This is a genomic window from Rickettsia amblyommatis (assembly GCF_002078335.1).
GTDB classification, from domain to species: domain Bacteria; phylum Pseudomonadota; class Alphaproteobacteria; order Rickettsiales; family Rickettsiaceae; genus Rickettsia; species Rickettsia rickettsii.
Genome location: NZ_CP015012.1, coordinates 932,411 through 948,724, shown reverse-complemented (window position 1 = coordinate 948,724; position 16,314 = coordinate 932,411). Strand labels below are relative to the sequence as shown.

Here is a 16,314-nt window from a genome sequence, read left to right as displayed (position 1 = left end):
ATTCCTGCAAAAGGCTTGCCTACGTGGCTCGAAAATAGTCATTGCGAGGAAATTGCATAGCAATGAACGAAGCAATCTCAGGAGTTTGTTATTATTTCATGAGATTGCCACGCAGTCTACGACTGTTCACAATGACGGGGTGGTATCCACGCAGGCAATGCCCACTAAAATTTACTTGGATCAAAGCTAAAATTAATCTCTTTCCAATGGTTAAAGCGTGCAGAGTCAAGGTTTTCGATAGGGCTTGCTTGCCATACCGCTCTAATGGCATTATCCGCCAAAGCTTCACAAACACTAGCCGGAATATTAGGACAGATTTTTTCGTTAACCTTTGCCTGCTCAACATTACCTGCTTTATCTAGCGTAATACTAATAATGACTTTTACCTTATTATTACCTCTAACTCCTGCCGGTACATTACTCCAATGTCTTTCAATCTGTCTTTTTATCAAAGATGTTTCACTATCGGAAAGAGGCAGCCCATCCGTATAAACCCCTTTAGCTTCTTTTGCATTATCAGCTTTTTTTGACCTTTGATGCTTATTGGATTTTAAATTATCCCCTTCCGAAGATTGCTCTAAATTCTTCAGCAAAGAATCAAGCTCATCGGTTTTAGTCTCTTTTTTCTTCACCTCTTTAGGTTTCTCAGCCGGTTTCTTTGCTTCGGGCTTCTTCTTTTCTTCTGCTTGTTTTTTTTCTTCTTCTTTAGGTTTGTCTTCCTTTACTTCTTCTTTCTTCTCAGGTAACGCTTCTTTTGCTTTTTCAGACTTTGGTTCTTCTATAGTTTTTTTCTCTTCTATTTTAGGCTTTTCTTCCATTGTTTTAGCCTCAGGCTCTTTTGCTTTTTCTTCTTTAGGCAAATCTTGCGGTGCTTCTTCTTTTGGCTTACTCTGCTCAGATTTTTTAGCGTCTTCGTTTTCTATAGGGGCTTCTTTTTGCTTTGTCTGAGTTATAATATTTGATTTATCGCTAACAGGTAACATTTCAAAAGTTATAGTTTGCTCTTCCGGTAATTTTTCAAAAAGTGACGGCATACCGAATAGAAAAAAATATAAAAGAAATAAGTGCAGAACAACAGAGAAGCTAAGGAAAACCGTAAAATTATCCTTATTTTGATTACTTTTCATTATTTTTAATATTTGAAATAAGAGCTACACGAGAAAAGCCGGCAGCATGAATTGCGGCAACTATCTCTACTACCTGCCCATAAGAAACATTTCTATCGCCTCTTACAAAAATTCTAGCATCCTTTTTTTCTTTAGTGATATTTGCAAGCTTGTCGGTTAAATACATTCTTTCTATTGGAATTTCAAGTAAGAAAATCTTGCCTTTATTATTGATAGTAACAACCAAAGGCTCATCCTGACCTGAGATCGGACTTGAATTTGTCTCAGGCAAATCCACGTTTACTCCTGAAACAAGCATTGGAGAAGTAATCATGAAAATAATTAATAGCACAAGCATCACGTCAACAAGCGGCGTAACGTTAATTTCGCTCACTACCGCTCTTTTACTTTTTCTATTACTTCCGGCAAGCTTTATAGCCATTACATTTTCTCCTGATCAATTGCCTTAGAAAGTATAGAGTTTAACTCACTAATAAAATCTTCAATCTTATTATTGATAAGAGTAATACGGGAAATCAGATAATTATAAAAAATTACTGCCGGAATAGCTGCAAATAAGCCTATCGCAGTTGCAAGTAACGCCTCGGCAATTCCGGGAGCTACTACGGCAAGAGAAGTATTGTTTGAAGTAGCAATCGATTGGAAGCTATGCATAATCCCCCAAACGGTACCGAATAAACCTACGAAAGGAGAACTTGATCCAACAGTTGCCAAGAAGCTTAAATTTTTCTCGAGCTTTTCGACTTCCCTATTTTGAGCTAAGTACATTGCACCCGTTATACGCTCTTTATGGTTGTTTTTTAAGCCTTCAGAAAGCCCTTTAGTGCTTAAGCTTTTACACTCATCCATAGCTGAGACAAAAATTAAAGCTAGCGGATTATTAACCGACCTCTTTATGCTTTCATATAACTGCTCTAATACTCCACCGGACCAAAACACATTTTCAAATGCCCGCATGCTTTTCTGCACTTGCACTAGCTTAAATATTTTATCCAAAATAATAGCCCATGACCAAATAGAGGCAATAAGCAACATCAGCATAACTGACTTACCGATAATGTCGGAGGAGCTTATTAAAGAAAAAATCGATAAATGATCTTGCGTAACGACCTCTAAACCGTCACTAATATTAGTATTTGCACTCATTGAATATATATTATTTAAATTATTCTAAAATTAAATAATATATTCATATTTTATTTTTGTCATTAGGTTATGTGAAAAATTTTAGTAATCAATTTAATATGGCTTTTGAAAAACACTTCAGTGTCATACCGTGGCTTGACCACGGTATCCAGAAAACAACTAAAAATACTAATAATATTAGTATTTTTAACTGGATTCTGTGAATAAATCACGAGGTAACACATACTTTTTAAACCATTAATTTAATATCTCTTGACTTACGTCAATTCTTCATATAAAATGCTGCTCTTAAATTTAACTTAAAATTGCACATACAATTAATTCAATATTAAAAAAACTTGAATCTATAGCTTTTGATCCATGGCTTAATAAATACAAACAATTATTTACCTCAGACGAATTAGAAACTGAGCTGTTTGATATAATCATTCAAGCTCAAGAAAATAAAAAACATTTTAATAAAGAGTTATTTATATTATCTAATAACGTTATTGAAAGAGAGAAAAGAGCAGAGATAAAATAATCAAAAATTGCTGTCATTTTTTCTTCGGACTATAGAGCAAATTTATATTCTATATTTACTTGGTTAACTAACTTTCAGTTAGAACAATATGCTAGATTTATATTAAATCTTCCAAAGAATTATAAGGACTATGAAGATTATTTTTTACAAGAAAAACAACAAGACGGATATTCAAAAATCAAAGTTTTTAATAATGTTCAAGATAAGAAATTCTTAGCGAGAACATATTTCAATTTATCAAAGCACGAACCATCAAATAATTACCCATTGTTTCAAGAAAATACTTTAAAATTGCAAAAATATTTAGAATATCCTTATGCATATAATACTGCAATTGATAAATCTGAATTGCTAGGTTCTGTAGATAGCTATTATAATTATTCTTGTGATAATATATAAAAATTATATATTAATAAAACAATCATTTATTAATAAAATTAATATGCTGAAATCAGAAAACATACAAAAATCCGATAAAGCTCCTAAAGTTATATGTAAAGACACTTTTTTTAGACCTTATGGCCTTCCATCTTATTCTATTTACTATATGGATGACGGCACAACTATATATCGTGAATCTGAATCACCTCATCATTATGATAAAGTTAAAATGATAGGTCATGATACCGGATATTTTCATAAATATTTTACTGGATTTGGGTTTGAATAGACATTCTTAGAAACATTGCTTTGTGAGTTAATTGAGCCTCTCGATGTCATTCCTAGCTAGAAGCAGGAATCCAGTAATAAAAAGTTCAAACACTGTAAGTTTTTAATAATAATTCTATGTAAAATTTTAAACCTTTCCTATCACATTGTAGCAGTTCTTAAGCCCAACTAATACTAAATTATATTCATGAAAAATGCAGAGCCTTCAATTACTTTTAAGCTTGATATTCACCCCCAATATATTATCAGAAAGTAACATAAGCAATTTTAGAAAAAACTTTTCCGGTCTTGATGTAGTAGAAATGGATAAAAACTTTTCATCTATACCAACTGTTGGTACCGCTATAGAAGTAATGCATTATATATTTGGACATTTAAATAGTGAAAAATCTACAGTAAGTAGCAAGAAAGCTACAGAAATTAAGCATTCACTAATACATAAATTAATACCTAAGTATCCATATGAAAGTTACACAAATCATGAATTGTTGAAAAATTATGAAATAATACAGAGACCAGGCTTTTTTGAATATCAATTAGATGGTGAACTCATAAAATGGATGCCGGATCAAATCATTTCTATACCACCTGATACGCTAACCAAAATTCAAATAATGAGTCTTGCCTTTCAATGTAGTATATTAAATAGACACAATGAAGCTGCTAAAGAGATATTTAAATTTAAATCTATATTTTAATTACTTTGCACAAGAAGTTGAACAATATAGCAAATGTGCAGAATATCTACTCCCCGTGCTAAAGCTTATTGAACCGGAATCTAAGCTTAAAATTACCCAAGCACTAGTACCGTATATAAAATCCAGCTTAGATTTGTCAGGTCAATTCTCTGATTTATTAATGGAAAATAAAAATTTTGAAGAGGCAAAAGCTTTACTTGCAGAATCTATTTTTTCGTTAAATACTAATACTGAAAAATCAGGTTTTAGCCCAGTGGTATTATAGAACAGGTCGTGTTTATGAAGAAACCGGAAGCTATGATATGTCCACTAAATATTATGAACATGCTTTTGTGCTTCTACCCACAAACCCAACAGCAGCCTATCATTTATGGTCTAATTATAGAATACAAGGCAAATGTGATAAAGCTAATGACTTAATACAATATGCCGGTAGAATATATAAAATACATTCTAGAAATGTTAACTAATCCATATGAAATTTCTTATAAGACGTTAGATGTAATTAAAAAAATACCTTAGTTCCTTTCTATTCATCAATATATGATGGCTGTGAATACATGGCTTTTTATAACAGAATTTCCAATAAAAAAAATTAACAAAAACCAGCAATCAATATTAACTGAAAAACTAAAAGCAATTAGTGATATCCCAAACAATATACTTCTAGCATTCTCACTTGCCCTATGTAGTAAGCAATTTAAAACAGCTTCTGATCTTTTAAATAAGATACCTGAGCATCAAATAAATTTGTATGAAAAGGCTATTATAAAACTGCGGAGTTACGTGGACCCAAATTATATGTTACCTCAAAATAATACTCTAACGTCCAATGAAAAAGCAGAGGTTCTTAACGCCGTTAATACCGCTTTAATAGCAGATAACGAGACTAAATTAACTTCTGAAAAATCTGAAAAGATTTTCCAAAATGTTGAAAATGCTCTGCAAAATGATTCTTGCAATGAAAACACTTTAGAAATTGGAAGTAGTTACCGCCTTATTAAATAATATAACCCAAAAAAGTATAAGAATATGCAAGTAAATTAAGTCCAAAAAAAAACAAGGAGGGATTATTGCAAGCTATTCCCCCGATAATAAGCAAATAGAAAACTTAGAACAATTAACCCTTCAATATGATACAAAAAAAATCCATCAATATTATCAACTAAAAAAGAAACATGAATTTTATCTAGCCATTCAAAAAATTACCAACTTCAATAATAATTCTTGGAATATTCCTAAAGAAGGTCAAATTAAAATTGATAATCAGGAAGTAACAAAAGATACGGCTAAATTTCTTGGCAAATATAGAGGATTTGATTGTTACGGTACAATGTCTAAAAAAATCTATAATACCTTTGATAAAAGTAAAGTTACCTCTTGTGTTTCTGCTTTAAAAAAAGGAATAATATATCACAAACACGGAGTAAACGGAGTTAAACTTATTAAGGACAATGCTTTTAAAGCTAAGTGGGACTGTGATGACCGATTATTTACAAATATATTATATTTGAATGAACAAGGTTATTATTAAATGTTGATGAGTATGGTAACCATGCTGAAGTAAAAAAGTTTATTAGCGGTCATCATTTGGAGTTTTATAATGTAGAGTAATTAACTTTAAGATTCTGCTTTGTTGCATGACCCGATGTTTATCGTCATTGCGAGGAAATTGCATAGCAATTAACGAAGCAATCTCAGGATATTTGACGAGATTGCTACGCAGCCTATGGCTGCTCGCAATAACGATATCTATATTTAATGAGCAATGCCTAAAACTTAGGATAATTTTGTCGTAGAACTTAAATAATCGTTGCTGCATTTCTCAATATAATCATCATATTTACCTTTAAAATCAACAATCTTTTTCCTATGGGAAAGAGCAATAATTCCGATCGTGCGTTACTAATATTACCGTACCATCAAAATCAATTAGAGATTTTTTAAGAGCTTCTCTTGACTCTATATCAAGATGATTTGTCGGTTCATCAAGAACCAAAATGTTACTTTTTTCTAGCATCATTTTAGCAAGTAATAATCTTGCCTCCTCACCGCCACTTAAACTTAAAATATTTTTATTTACTTCATCACTGCGAAAGAATACTTGTCCGAGCGTATTTCTAATTGTATTTTCCGTTTCTTTTTCAGATTGCTTTTTAAATCAATAATACTAATATTTTCATTAAGTAGCGCATGATGATCTTGAGCACAATAAGATATTTGCGATTCATATCCCCACTCATAGCTACCTTGATCTGCTGATATTTTATTCATTAAGATTTTTAATAAAGTAGATTTACCGATATCGTTTGCACCGATAATAATAATTTTTTCTCCTCATGATACGTTAAAACTAACTTTATTTAATATTTGCTTATTCTCAAAATCTTTAGTTATTTGATCAATTTTTAATACTAATTTTCCTGAATTGCTTAGCTGCTTAAATCTAAATAACGGACTAATTCTTGAAGATTTCTGTATATCCGGTAATACTATTTTCTCTAACTGCTTTTCTCAGGCGGCACTTTGCCTTGCTCTCGTCCCTGCTCTAAATTTATCAACCCAAGCCTGCATATTTTCTATTTTCTTTTCTAAGAAATTTTGCTCGCTTAGCTTCTGAGCAGCTATTATCTGCTTTTCTTGAACAAAATTATCATAATTGCCCGTATATAGTTTTATTTCTCCATAATCTATGTCCAAAATATCCGTTGCGACATTATTTAAAAAAGCTAAATCATGCGATATAAAAATTAATATTCCTTTAAAAGAGTTTTTTAAATAATTCTCAAGCCAATATATTGAAATAATATCAAGATGGTTTGTCGGTTCGTCGAGTAGTAAAATATCGGGATTATTAAATAGACTTTGTACGAGTAATACACGAAGCTTATAACCTTCTGACAACGCAGAAAGCGGCTCATAATGGTATTTTTCGGCTATTCCAAGACCTACAAGCAAGCTAGCTACAAAAATTTCAGCAGTATAACCGTCATTATCGTATATTACCTGTTCAAGTTCACCAAACTTATACCCATCTTCATCGCTACATTCCTGCCGATTTAATATCTCTTCTTTTTCCTATAAAGCTTTCCATCACTCCTTATTCCCTGCTATTACCGTATCTATAATTTTAGTATTTTCATAAAGAAACTGATCTTGTTTTAAACAACCTATTTTGGAGTTTTTTGGTATGTTAATCTCACCGAAAGCTGGCTCTTCTTCTTAGTTAAGACTTTGAAAAAAGTTGTTTGACCTGCTCCGTTGGCACCTACTAAACCATATCGTTTATTGTTTTTAATATGCAAATTTACATCGGTAAAATAGTATTCTTATACCATAACTCATGGCTAAATCGTTTATAATAATCACATTTTTAGATGTCGTGGTTAAATGTGTTATTGTATAGACACCTAATCGCCATTGTGAACAACTGCAGCTCTTGTTGCATGACTCGTTTTATGTCATTCCAGCGAAGGCGTTGTTGCGTAGATACCGCCCCATCATTGCGAGCAGTCGTAGACTGCGTGGCAGTCCAAAACAATAATAAAAAAATTCTGATTTACAGAATTTTTTACTGGATTGCTTCGTCAAAACTTACAGTTTTTCCTTGCAATGATGACCTTCAGTATCCACACAACAAGACCTATGCAGACATAACATAAGAACCATGAGGGCAATGCCGAACTTGTGGCAAGATTCATAAATGCTTATTACTTAAAGTTAGTTTTGATGGATACCATGTAAGGTTCACGGTATAACAATAAAAAATCTTATTTCTTCAATAGCTCAAGAGCTTTTGCAAAATCTACTATATATTCTTCTTCTTTTTTTAAGTCTTTGATTTTTAAGTTATTATTCGCCTGCTCTTCGTCACCTATAAAAATAATAAATTTAGAATTTTCATTAAAAATGCGTTGCATTCTTTTAGCTATTTTACCTAGGGATTCTATGATAGTAGCAATATTTTCTGTTCGCAATTTAGCTACAATTTCTAAAGCATAGCAAATATTATTTTTGCCTATAGGTAATACAAATACTGGCTTAACTTCAGATATATTATATTCCCGCATTAAAGCAATTCGCTCAATACCGGCAGCAAAACCGATAGCCGGCACATCATCGTTATTACCCATGATTTTAGCAAGCTCGTCATAACGTCCACCGGCTAGAATAGTAGATTGGCTCCCTAGCTTTTTTGTAGTGAATTCAAAAGCAGTATGGCAATAATAATCAAGCCCTCTAACCAAGCGTGGATTTATGCTATATTTCACGCCTAAAATATCTAGATACTTTATTAACTCCTCAAAATATTCTTTGGATTCATCAGTGTAATATTCAGATAAAACCGGTGCGTTTGCTATTATTTTCTGATCGGTCTCACTTTTAGAATCAAGTATCCGCATTGGATTTTTGTATAACCTTATTTTGCTTTCTTCTGATAATTGATCTTTAAAATCATTTAGATATTCTACTAATTTTTGCTGATAAACGCTTCTTGATTCATGACATCCAAGAGAGTTAAGCTCTAAGGTAGTATCCTGCTCTATTTCGAGTGCTTTTAATATATCAACGGCTAACTTCAAAGTGTCAGCATCAGTAATTGCTCCTTTAGCACCGATATACTCATAATTTAGTTGGTGAAATTGTCTTTGACGCCCTGCTTGCGGTCTATCATAACGAAAAACAGGACCGGTAGAGAAAAACTTTAATGGTAATTTATGTTGTAATCCGTTTGAGATGAGGCTTCTTATAATACATGCTGTAAATTCAGGTCGTAATGCTACGGAATCATTGCTTTTATCTAAAAAACTATAGATTTCTTTGCTGATTACGTCAGAACTTTCACCCATCGAACGGTTAAAGACCTTAGTATACTCCAAAATAGGAGTACTCATTTGTTTATAGCCGTACAATACTCCAACATCTCTTGCTTTGTTAATTATATAGTCGTGAACTTTATAATCATCCGGCAAGAGATCTTTCATTCCTCGGAGTGGTTGCAGCTTTTCAGTCATTTGGTTAATTTTGTTTGCGTGGATACTACTAACTCGTCATTGCGAGGAGGGGCAAAGCCTCAACGTGGCAATCTCAGGAATTTTATACTACTTCATGAGATTGCCACGCTCTCTACGTTTGCTCGCAATGACGGATAGCCCCCTCTTAATTCTGCTCTTTTTCCATAAAAAACGATCTTATAATATATAAAACAAATATTGTAATAAACCAATATATTAATGCACGACCTGCAGTTAATAGATTAAATTCACCGTCATATATTTGAATAAATAGTAAATATGCACAAGCAATTAAAATAAACGGTACGATAATAAATACTAAAGGACATCTAAAAGGTCTTTGAGCACCAGGTAGCGTTACCCTAAATAATACCACGATTATTGTAACAGTTATATAATCAATAAGAGCGCCCATTGAAGTTAACTGCGTTAATAATTCCGTAGAACAAAATCCTCCAAGGATAGCGGCTAAAGAAGCAAATATTATAATCGTAATATACGGACTATCATATTTTGGGTGCAGCTTTGCAAAACTTTTCGGTAGTAAACCGTCACGTGCAATAGCATAAAAAATACGAGAAGTACCGTAAACATTCATCATCAACACCGTCATCATACCGCAAACTGCTCCGGTTGCAACAATAGCAGAACCGATCTTGCTATTATTGATAGTTAAAGCATAAGCAAGCGGTTGATCGTTATTTAACTGCTCAAAAGGTGCAATACCGGTAACAAGCCCTGCCATCGTTACATAAACTATAGTAGTTAGAACAAGTGAGCCAATAATACCGATCATTATATCGCGTTTTGGGTTTTTACATTCCTCAGCTGCGGTTGCAATCGTTCCAAAACCCGTAAAAGCTAAGAATAAAATAGACGCACCTACTAAAACATTACTAAAACCGAAAGGCATAAAATTACTCCAGTTAGTAGCATCAAAATGAGGGGCAGCAGCGAGTATAAATACGAATATTGCAGCCATTTTTATGAAAACTAAAATTGCATTTAGTCTCTTACTATCTTTAGTACCTAAATATAAAATAAATCCAATAAATCCCGAGATTAAAAATGCCGGTAAATTTATCAAACCGCCGTTTGTCGGTACAGTAGTTAATTCTTTCGGTAAATTGATTCCACCTGCTGCTAGTATTCCTTGTACGTAGCCCGACCAGCCTGCAGCTACTATTCCTGCAGCAAAACCAAGTTCTAATATTATAACACTACCGATCATCCAAGCAAATACTTCGCCAAATGCTACATAGGAATAAGTGTAAATACTTCCTGATGTCGGAAGCATTGCAGCAAGTTCAGTATAAACAAGCGCTACAAAGATACAGGTAATACCTGCAATCGCATAAGATAACATTACTGCAGGTCCTGAATATTTAGCAGCAATTATACCGGTAACGACGAATACGCCCGTGCCGATCATCGCACCAAGACCCAGTAATATTAAATCGAATGCTCCAAGCGTCTTGCTAAGACCGCTTGAGCTGCCTATCTCTTTTACTGATTCAAAACTTTTCTTCCTTAAAAAACTCATTAGTTTCTCCTGTTTTAGTGAGCTTATTTTGTTGTGAATTGTGTCATTGCGAGCAACTAAAAGGAGCGTGGCAATCTCAGGAGGTCTAACTAGATTGCCACGTCGCTTCGCGCCTTACAATGACACAATTACCTTATCTCTCTAGTAATCCATCCGCCGCCAAGTACTCTTTCGCCGGCATAAATAACGCATGCTTGCCCAGGAGCAACGGCTTTTTCTTCGCATAAAAATTTTACTTTCATTTTATCATCACCGAGTTTACTTATTTCGGCTAGACGCGGCGGTCTTGTCGAGCGAATTTTAACTGCTACTTCTAACTTTTCGTTATCTTTAATCTCATCTGCAAGCCAATTCACATCTCTAATGATAAATTCCTGCACGTTTAATGTGGACTCCGGTCCTACATATACTATATTGTCCTTAGGATCAATCTTTACTACATATAAAGGCTCATTATAAGCTATACCAAGACCACGACGTTGCCCTATGGTGTAGTTAATTATACCACTATGCTCTCCTAGCTCAAACCCGTTTACGTGAATAATTTTACCGCTTTCACTGCTATTTGGACGTATTTTATTTATTAAGCTCTTATAATTTCCGTCAGGTACGAAACAAATATCTTGGCTGTCGGACTTATCCGCTACCTCAAGTCCAAATTTACTAGCAAGCTTTCGTGTTTCACCCTTAGTAAGCCCTCCTAGAGGGAAACGTAAATATTCTAATTGCTCTTTAGTTGTCGTAAATAAAAAATAACTTTGATCTTTTGCTGGATCACGCCCTGTATGTAATTCCGCTCCGTTATCACCGTTTATTTTTCGTACGTAATGACCGGTAGCAAGCTTATCTGCTCCAAGCTCTCTAGCCGTTTTAATTAGATCCCTGAACTTTACCGATTTATTACATTGCACACATGGAATAGGTGTTTCACCTTGTAAATAGCTATCGACGAAATTATCTATTACCGACTCTTTAAATTTGCTCTCATAATCAAGTACGTAATGGGGAATACCTAGCTTATTTGCTACCATTTTAGCATCGTAAATATCCTGACCGGCACAACATGCGTTTTTCTTCCCTACTGCCATACCGTGATCATATAGCTGCAAGGTAATACCTATCACATTATGTCCTTGTTCATGCAGCATTGCGGCAACTGCCGAACTATCAACCCCGCCTGACATTGCGACAACTATAGTAGACTGCTTATCCCCTAAATTAATCATACCAACCTTAAACAAACAGCAAATTATACTAAATTTATAATTAAATTACAACACTATATTTTAATATATTAAAATGCTATAATTGGTGTTGTTTAATAATTACGTCATTGCGAGCAACCGTAGGCTGCGTGGCAATCTCATGAAATAATAACAAACTCCTGAGATTGCTTCGTCAATACTTCGTATTTCCTTGCAATGACGACTTACTAATCCACGTGGGAATGATAAAATGCTTCAAATAATGCAAAAATTATATGTTATTTAAAATATTATACAAAACAGTTATTACATTAGCTCTAACTTATTTTATACTGATTATTTTAGAATATGCACGTCAAGGTTTTATTAATGACTTATCGTTACAAAAAGTAGATTTATCTATTCAGAATTCCATAAAAGAACCAATTTATTTAGTTTCTTATGCCGACGGTCCGGAGTATGTTTATCGTAATCAAAATGCAACCACTCATTATGCACTTAATAAAGGTATAGACTTCATATTTAACTATAAGAAAAAGCACATAAATCAAGCGTTTATAGAAAAAAACCAAGAAATTTTTAGTGAACCTGCAGGAGCGGGGTTATGGCTATGGAAGCCTTATATTATACTGGAAACAATGAAAAATGCACCAGAAGGAGCTATTATAGTATATTTAGATTCAGCATTTGTTATTAAAAAGCATATCAGTAATTTAACAAATCTTTTAGGCGATAATGATATATTACTGGTACATGATCGCAATCGTAAAAACGGTAGTTTTGTTAAAGGCGAAACTTTTGCTTTAATGGATTGCCTTACAGACGAATGCAGAAATGACGATCACATTTGGAGTGCCGTTATTATTGTGCGTAATACCAAGCTTTCTCGTTCTTTCATTGAAAAATGGCTAAAAAGTTGTGAAGATATTAGAATTCTTTCAGGCAATGATTATAATATCCATCCTAATTACGATGAATATAAATGGCATCATTCCGATCAATCGGTACTTAGCCTTATATATCATAAAAATCCACAATCGGTTAAAGTAATAGAATATGAAGAAACAACATCTTCTTTATCTTGGTTCCACCGTAAATATTCAAATAGCTCACCGTTAAAACCTTGGTATAGCATATACGGTATAGATCCTATAATTAATTTTAATACTAACGGCAAAGTTTTACCTTCTACCGCTCTTATAAATACTCCGCCAATTGTTAGACTTCGTAAATGGGTTATCGAGTATACTCAATGAGCCGATGTTGTTGCATAATTCCAAAGCCGTCATTGCGAGCAAACGTAGCGAGCGTGGCAATCTCATGAAATAATAACAAACTCCTGAGATTGCTCCGTCAATTACTTACGTCATTTCCTTGCAATGACGACATCTCTCGTACTTTAAAAAAACTATAAGATAAAGTAAGTACTTTAATGTCTTGCATTTCAGGGTCAAACTCAAAATCCTTATCTATATAAAATGTAACTGGCATTAAGACTTTTTCGCCGGCTTTTAATAATTGTTCTTCAAAACAAAAACAATGAATTTTTACGAAATATTTTCCTGCTTTATTTGGAGTAACATTATATACGGAAGTACCTATTATATCGTTATCGCTTAGATTCTCCGTTTCATAGAACACTAGAGTATTCTGCCCCGGAACAATTTGCACTCTTTGCTGCCTTGGAATAAACCGCCAAGGTAAATCTTTATCAACATTAGCATCAAACTCGATAATTATAGGTTTAGTGCCTTTTACCTTAGAATATACACTCACCGTTTCTTTTGCAGTAGTGCCGCCATATCCTGTAACTTTACAAAATAAATTATAGATAGGTACGGAAGCAAAACTGAGTAACACCATACTAATTATTAATCCCAGCAAGGAAAAAGCTAAATTTTTATTGGATTTTTTAGACATGATTTGATTTTATTTAAAAATACTATAGAAAAAGTTTATTTTAGATCATATATGTGTTAGTATAAAAAAAATAGTTTTTAAGGTTAGTATGACTAATAATATTAATGCATTAGCAATTTCTAGCGAATCAGGATTTTATAGCTACTTACAGAAAATCAATAAAATTCCTTCACTTACGCAAGAAGAAGAATTGTTATTAGCAAAATCCTATTTAGAAGGGAATGATTTACAAGCTGCACATAAATTAGTAACAAGCCATCTTAAACTTGTTGCAAAAATTGCAAGCGGCTATAGGACTTACGGTCTTCCTATTACCGAATTGGTTTCAGAAGGTAATATAGGTTTAATGCAGGCAGTAAAAAAATTCAATCCCAAACTTGGTTTTCGCCTATCAACATATGCGATGTGGTGGATTAAAGCAGCTATACAAGAATATATATTAAAATCTTGGTCATTAGTAAAGATGGGAACAACGGCCGCACAAAAAAAATTATTTTTTAGTCTTAATAAAGTGAAGCATAAAATTACTAATTTATACTCAAGGGCTATTACTACCGATGATTTTGCACAAATAGCAGATGAGCTAGGCGTTTCGGTTAATGAAGTTTCTGAAATGAATACTAGAATTTCAGGTCCTGATTTATCGTTAAATAACTCTATAAATAGTGACGATGCAGAATCCGGAGAATTAATAGAACTATTACCGGAAACACGCCCTACTCCTGAAGCTATGGCTATTAATAAGCAAAATTCTACCAGTAAAAGGCAGTTACTATCAAATGCTATGAAGATTTTAAACGATAGGGAACTTCATATTTTAACAGAGCGTAAATTAACGGATACTCCTAAAACTCTAGATATTCTAAGCAATGAGTATAATATTTCTAAGGAACGTATTAGACAAATAGAAAATACGGCTTTTGAAAAAATAAAGAAGTTTATTTTAAACCATAGTAGAGAAGTAGCTTAAGCCTTATTGGACTGTCATCCCATGGCTTGACCACGGGATCCAAAAAACAACTAAAAATACTAACAATGTTAGTATTTTTAACTGGGTACCGCGATCAAGTCGCGGTATGACAATGGAAAAACGATCCACCCAACAATGCTTTCGTAGAAATGACATTAGTTCAGTACACCTGACCATTCTGGATCAGAAGCATCTGCCGGTGTCATAATTTCTCTTTCATTATGACCTGTTAGATCAATTGCAAAAATTTTGTTTTTTCCCGGAGCTTTAGCTCTCGACGGCCAACCTTTAGCAAACATAATAACTCGTCCGTTAGGCGACCAACAAGGACTTTCGACTAAATATCCGCTTGTTATTATCCTTTCACTATTCTCATCATCTTGGGGACATGCTTTCATAATTCCGATATTAAAAGTTTTTCCTCCGTTTCCTCTAGTAATCTTAGTAAATGCTATATAGTCTCCTCTAGGCGACCAGCTAGGAGCTGCGTAAGAACCACCGCCAAAACTAATACGCTGAACGTCACTTCCGTCTGAATTCATGATATATAATTGAGGCACACCGTTTCTATCGGAATTATATACAATTTTTTTACCGTCCGGTGAATAGCTAGGAGAGGTATTAATACCGAATCCGTCAGTTAATTTATGAAGCCGTTTAGTAACAAGGTCGATTTCATAAATATGCGTCGAGCCGTTTTTAGCTATCGACATTACAGCTTTTCTACCGTCCGGTGAGAATCTAGGAGCAAAAGATATACCGGGAAAATCACCTACTACACTTTCTTTGCCTGTTTTTAAATCTTTTTCATAAACAAGTGCTCTTCTTTTAGTAGCATATGAAACGTAAAAAATCTTATCCGCCGAACGAGCAAATCTTGGGGTTAAGACTAGTGACTTTCCATTGGTAAGGTATTTATTATTAGCCCCGTCATAATCCATCAAAGCAATTCTTTTTATTTTTGGTAAAGAGCTGCTTTCTGATACATACACTATTTTAGTGTCAAAATAACCGGCATCACCGGTAATTTTTTCATAAATTTTATCGGCAATTTTATGTGCTGCTCTTCTCCATAGATTTTCCGGTACTTCAAGAATTTCACCGGCGAGTTGTTTTTCAAGCAACGTATCCCATAATATAAAGCTAATTTTAAATTTACCGCTTTCTAGTTTTTTAACTTCACCGTTTACTAAAAGACTAGCATTAATTTGACGCCATGCAGCAAAAAGCGGTTTATATTCTATTCCTGTCTTCTCTTCTATAAAAGAGGCAGCAGAAATAGGACGGAATAACCCTGAAAGCTTTAAATCATTAGAGATAACTTTAACCATATCGTGACCTAATACATCAGCGGCAGAATTATCGGCATCAAATTTATTGACCGCTATAGGTGTCGGGTCAGCTCGCCCATGCTCAATGTTTATTGTTTCAAGTGCATAGCTGGTAAAGCTAAATAATAGTGATAGTATAAAATATATAATATTTCTCACTTAAAATA

General features: G+C 33.6%; 17 protein-coding genes and 3 pseudogenes. 8 read left to right on the top strand and 12 right to left on the bottom strand.

From position 1 onward, the window contains the following. Positions 1–164: 164 nt before the first annotated feature. Genes A3305_RS05390 through tolQ form a run of 3 tightly spaced genes read right to left on the bottom strand, consistent with a single transcriptional unit; the run spans position 165 to position 2,273 of the window. Positions 165–1,127 (bottom strand): periplasmic protein TonB, links inner and outer membranes, encoded by a 963-nt coding sequence (locus A3305_RS05390; RefSeq protein ID WP_014392066.1) that lies wholly within the window; start codon positions 1,125–1,127, stop codon positions 165–167. Next, complete coding sequence (tolR, locus tag A3305_RS05385; protein WP_014392065.1) at positions 1,117–1,548, bottom strand: protein TolR; 432 nt, start codon at positions 1,546–1,548, stop codon at positions 1,117–1,119. Before tolR ends, A3305_RS05390 begins: the two co-directional genes overlap by 11 nt. After that, positions 1,548–2,273, bottom strand: coding sequence for a protein TolQ (gene tolQ, locus A3305_RS05380; protein ID WP_014392064.1), 726 nt, complete (start codon positions 2,271–2,273; stop codon positions 1,548–1,550). Before tolQ ends, tolR begins: the two co-directional genes overlap by 1 nt. Before the next feature lie 908 nt (positions 2,274–3,181). Here tolQ and A3305_RS05370 point away from each other — a divergent pair. The 6 genes and pseudogenes from A3305_RS05370 (at position 3,182) to A3305_RS05350 (ending at position 5,697) form a co-directional block, all read left to right on the top strand. Further along, positions 3,182–3,466, top strand: coding sequence for a hypothetical protein (locus A3305_RS05370; RefSeq protein ID WP_014392062.1), 285 nt, complete (start codon positions 3,182–3,184; stop codon positions 3,464–3,466). Between the two features lie 193 nt (positions 3,467–3,659). Beyond that, positions 3,660–4,163 carry a hypothetical protein gene (locus tag A3305_RS10585; RefSeq protein WP_226984016.1) on the top strand — a complete coding sequence of 168 codons (504 nt, stop codon included), beginning with the start codon at positions 3,660–3,662 and terminating at the stop codon, positions 4,161–4,163. A gap of 55 nt (positions 4,164–4,218) precedes the next feature. Then, the gene (locus A3305_RS10580) at positions 4,219–4,428 is read left to right on the top strand and encodes a hypothetical protein (RefSeq protein ID WP_231289083.1); all 210 of its coding nucleotides are present in this window, start codon (positions 4,219–4,221) and stop codon (positions 4,426–4,428) included. 37 nt (positions 4,429–4,465) lie between these two features. Next, positions 4,466–4,633 carry a hypothetical protein gene (locus A3305_RS05360; RefSeq protein ID WP_226984013.1) on the top strand — a complete coding sequence of 56 codons (168 nt, stop codon included), beginning with the start codon at positions 4,466–4,468 and terminating at the stop codon, positions 4,631–4,633. A 90-nt stretch (positions 4,634–4,723) separates the two neighbouring features. Further along, a pseudogene (locus A3305_RS10575) lies at positions 4,724–5,210 on the top strand (hypothetical protein). Beyond that, positions 5,206–5,697, top strand: coding sequence for a hypothetical protein (locus A3305_RS05350; RefSeq protein ID WP_050982619.1), 492 nt, complete (start codon positions 5,206–5,208; stop codon positions 5,695–5,697). The pseudogene A3305_RS10575 and the gene A3305_RS05350 overlap by 5 nt, the downstream one beginning before the upstream one ends. A gap of 336 nt (positions 5,698–6,033) precedes the next feature. Here the strand turns inward: A3305_RS05350 and A3305_RS10570 are convergent, their stop codons facing one another. The 7 genes and pseudogenes from A3305_RS10570 to mnmA form a co-directional block, all read right to left on the bottom strand. Further along, positions 6,034–6,186, bottom strand: a complete 153-nt coding sequence (locus tag A3305_RS10570; protein WP_045799409.1) for an ATP-binding cassette domain-containing protein — start codon at positions 6,184–6,186, stop codon at positions 6,034–6,036. 12 nt (positions 6,187–6,198) lie between these two features. Further along, a pseudogene (locus A3305_RS05340) lies at positions 6,199–6,443 on the bottom strand (ABC-F family ATPase); the annotation flags it as partial. A 234-nt stretch (positions 6,444–6,677) separates the two neighbouring features. Next, positions 6,678–7,121: an ATP-binding cassette domain-containing protein gene (locus A3305_RS05335; RefSeq protein ID WP_157752266.1), complete on the bottom strand. Its 444-nt coding sequence runs from the start codon at positions 7,119–7,121 to the stop codon at positions 6,678–6,680. Positions 7,122–7,256: 135 nt separating this feature from the next. Then, a pseudogene (locus A3305_RS11545) lies at positions 7,257–7,532 on the bottom strand (ATP-binding cassette domain-containing protein). 401 nt (positions 7,533–7,933) lie between these two features. Next, on the bottom strand, positions 7,934–9,178 hold the full coding sequence (gene hisS / locus A3305_RS05325; protein WP_014392059.1) for a histidine--tRNA ligase: 1,245 nt from the start codon (positions 9,176–9,178) through the stop codon (positions 7,934–7,936). Between the two features lie 145 nt (positions 9,179–9,323). After that, entirely contained in the window at positions 9,324–10,721 is a 1,398-nt protein-coding gene (locus A3305_RS05320) for an amino acid permease (protein ID WP_014392058.1), read from the bottom strand. A gap of 128 nt (positions 10,722–10,849) precedes the next feature. Continuing rightward, positions 10,850–11,947, bottom strand: coding sequence for a tRNA 2-thiouridine(34) synthase MnmA (gene mnmA, locus A3305_RS05315; protein ID WP_014392057.1), 1,098 nt, complete (start codon positions 11,945–11,947; stop codon positions 10,850–10,852). A gap of 254 nt (positions 11,948–12,201) precedes the next feature. On the opposite strand from mnmA, the gene A3305_RS05310 reads away from it, so the two are divergent. Further along, complete coding sequence (locus A3305_RS05310; RefSeq protein WP_045799408.1) at positions 12,202–13,182, top strand: hypothetical protein; 981 nt, start codon at positions 12,202–12,204, stop codon at positions 13,180–13,182. A gap of 97 nt (positions 13,183–13,279) precedes the next feature. On the opposite strand, the gene A3305_RS05305 is transcribed toward A3305_RS05310, so the two are convergent. Continuing rightward, positions 13,280–13,846: a cytochrome c oxidase assembly protein gene (locus tag A3305_RS05305; RefSeq protein WP_014392055.1), complete on the bottom strand. Its 567-nt coding sequence runs from the start codon at positions 13,844–13,846 to the stop codon at positions 13,280–13,282. 88 nt (positions 13,847–13,934) lie between these two features. Here A3305_RS05305 and rpoH point away from each other — a divergent pair, with 88 nt between their 5' ends. Further along, positions 13,935–14,816, top strand: a complete 882-nt coding sequence (gene rpoH, locus A3305_RS05300; RefSeq protein WP_014392054.1) for an RNA polymerase sigma factor RpoH — start codon at positions 13,935–13,937, stop codon at positions 14,814–14,816. 155 nt (positions 14,817–14,971) lie between these two features. On the opposite strand, the gene tolB is transcribed toward rpoH, so the two are convergent. Next, entirely contained in the window at positions 14,972–16,306 is a 1,335-nt protein-coding gene (gene tolB, locus A3305_RS05290) for a Tol-Pal system beta propeller repeat protein TolB (RefSeq protein WP_014392053.1), read from the bottom strand. Positions 16,307–16,314: the final 8 nt, after the last annotated feature.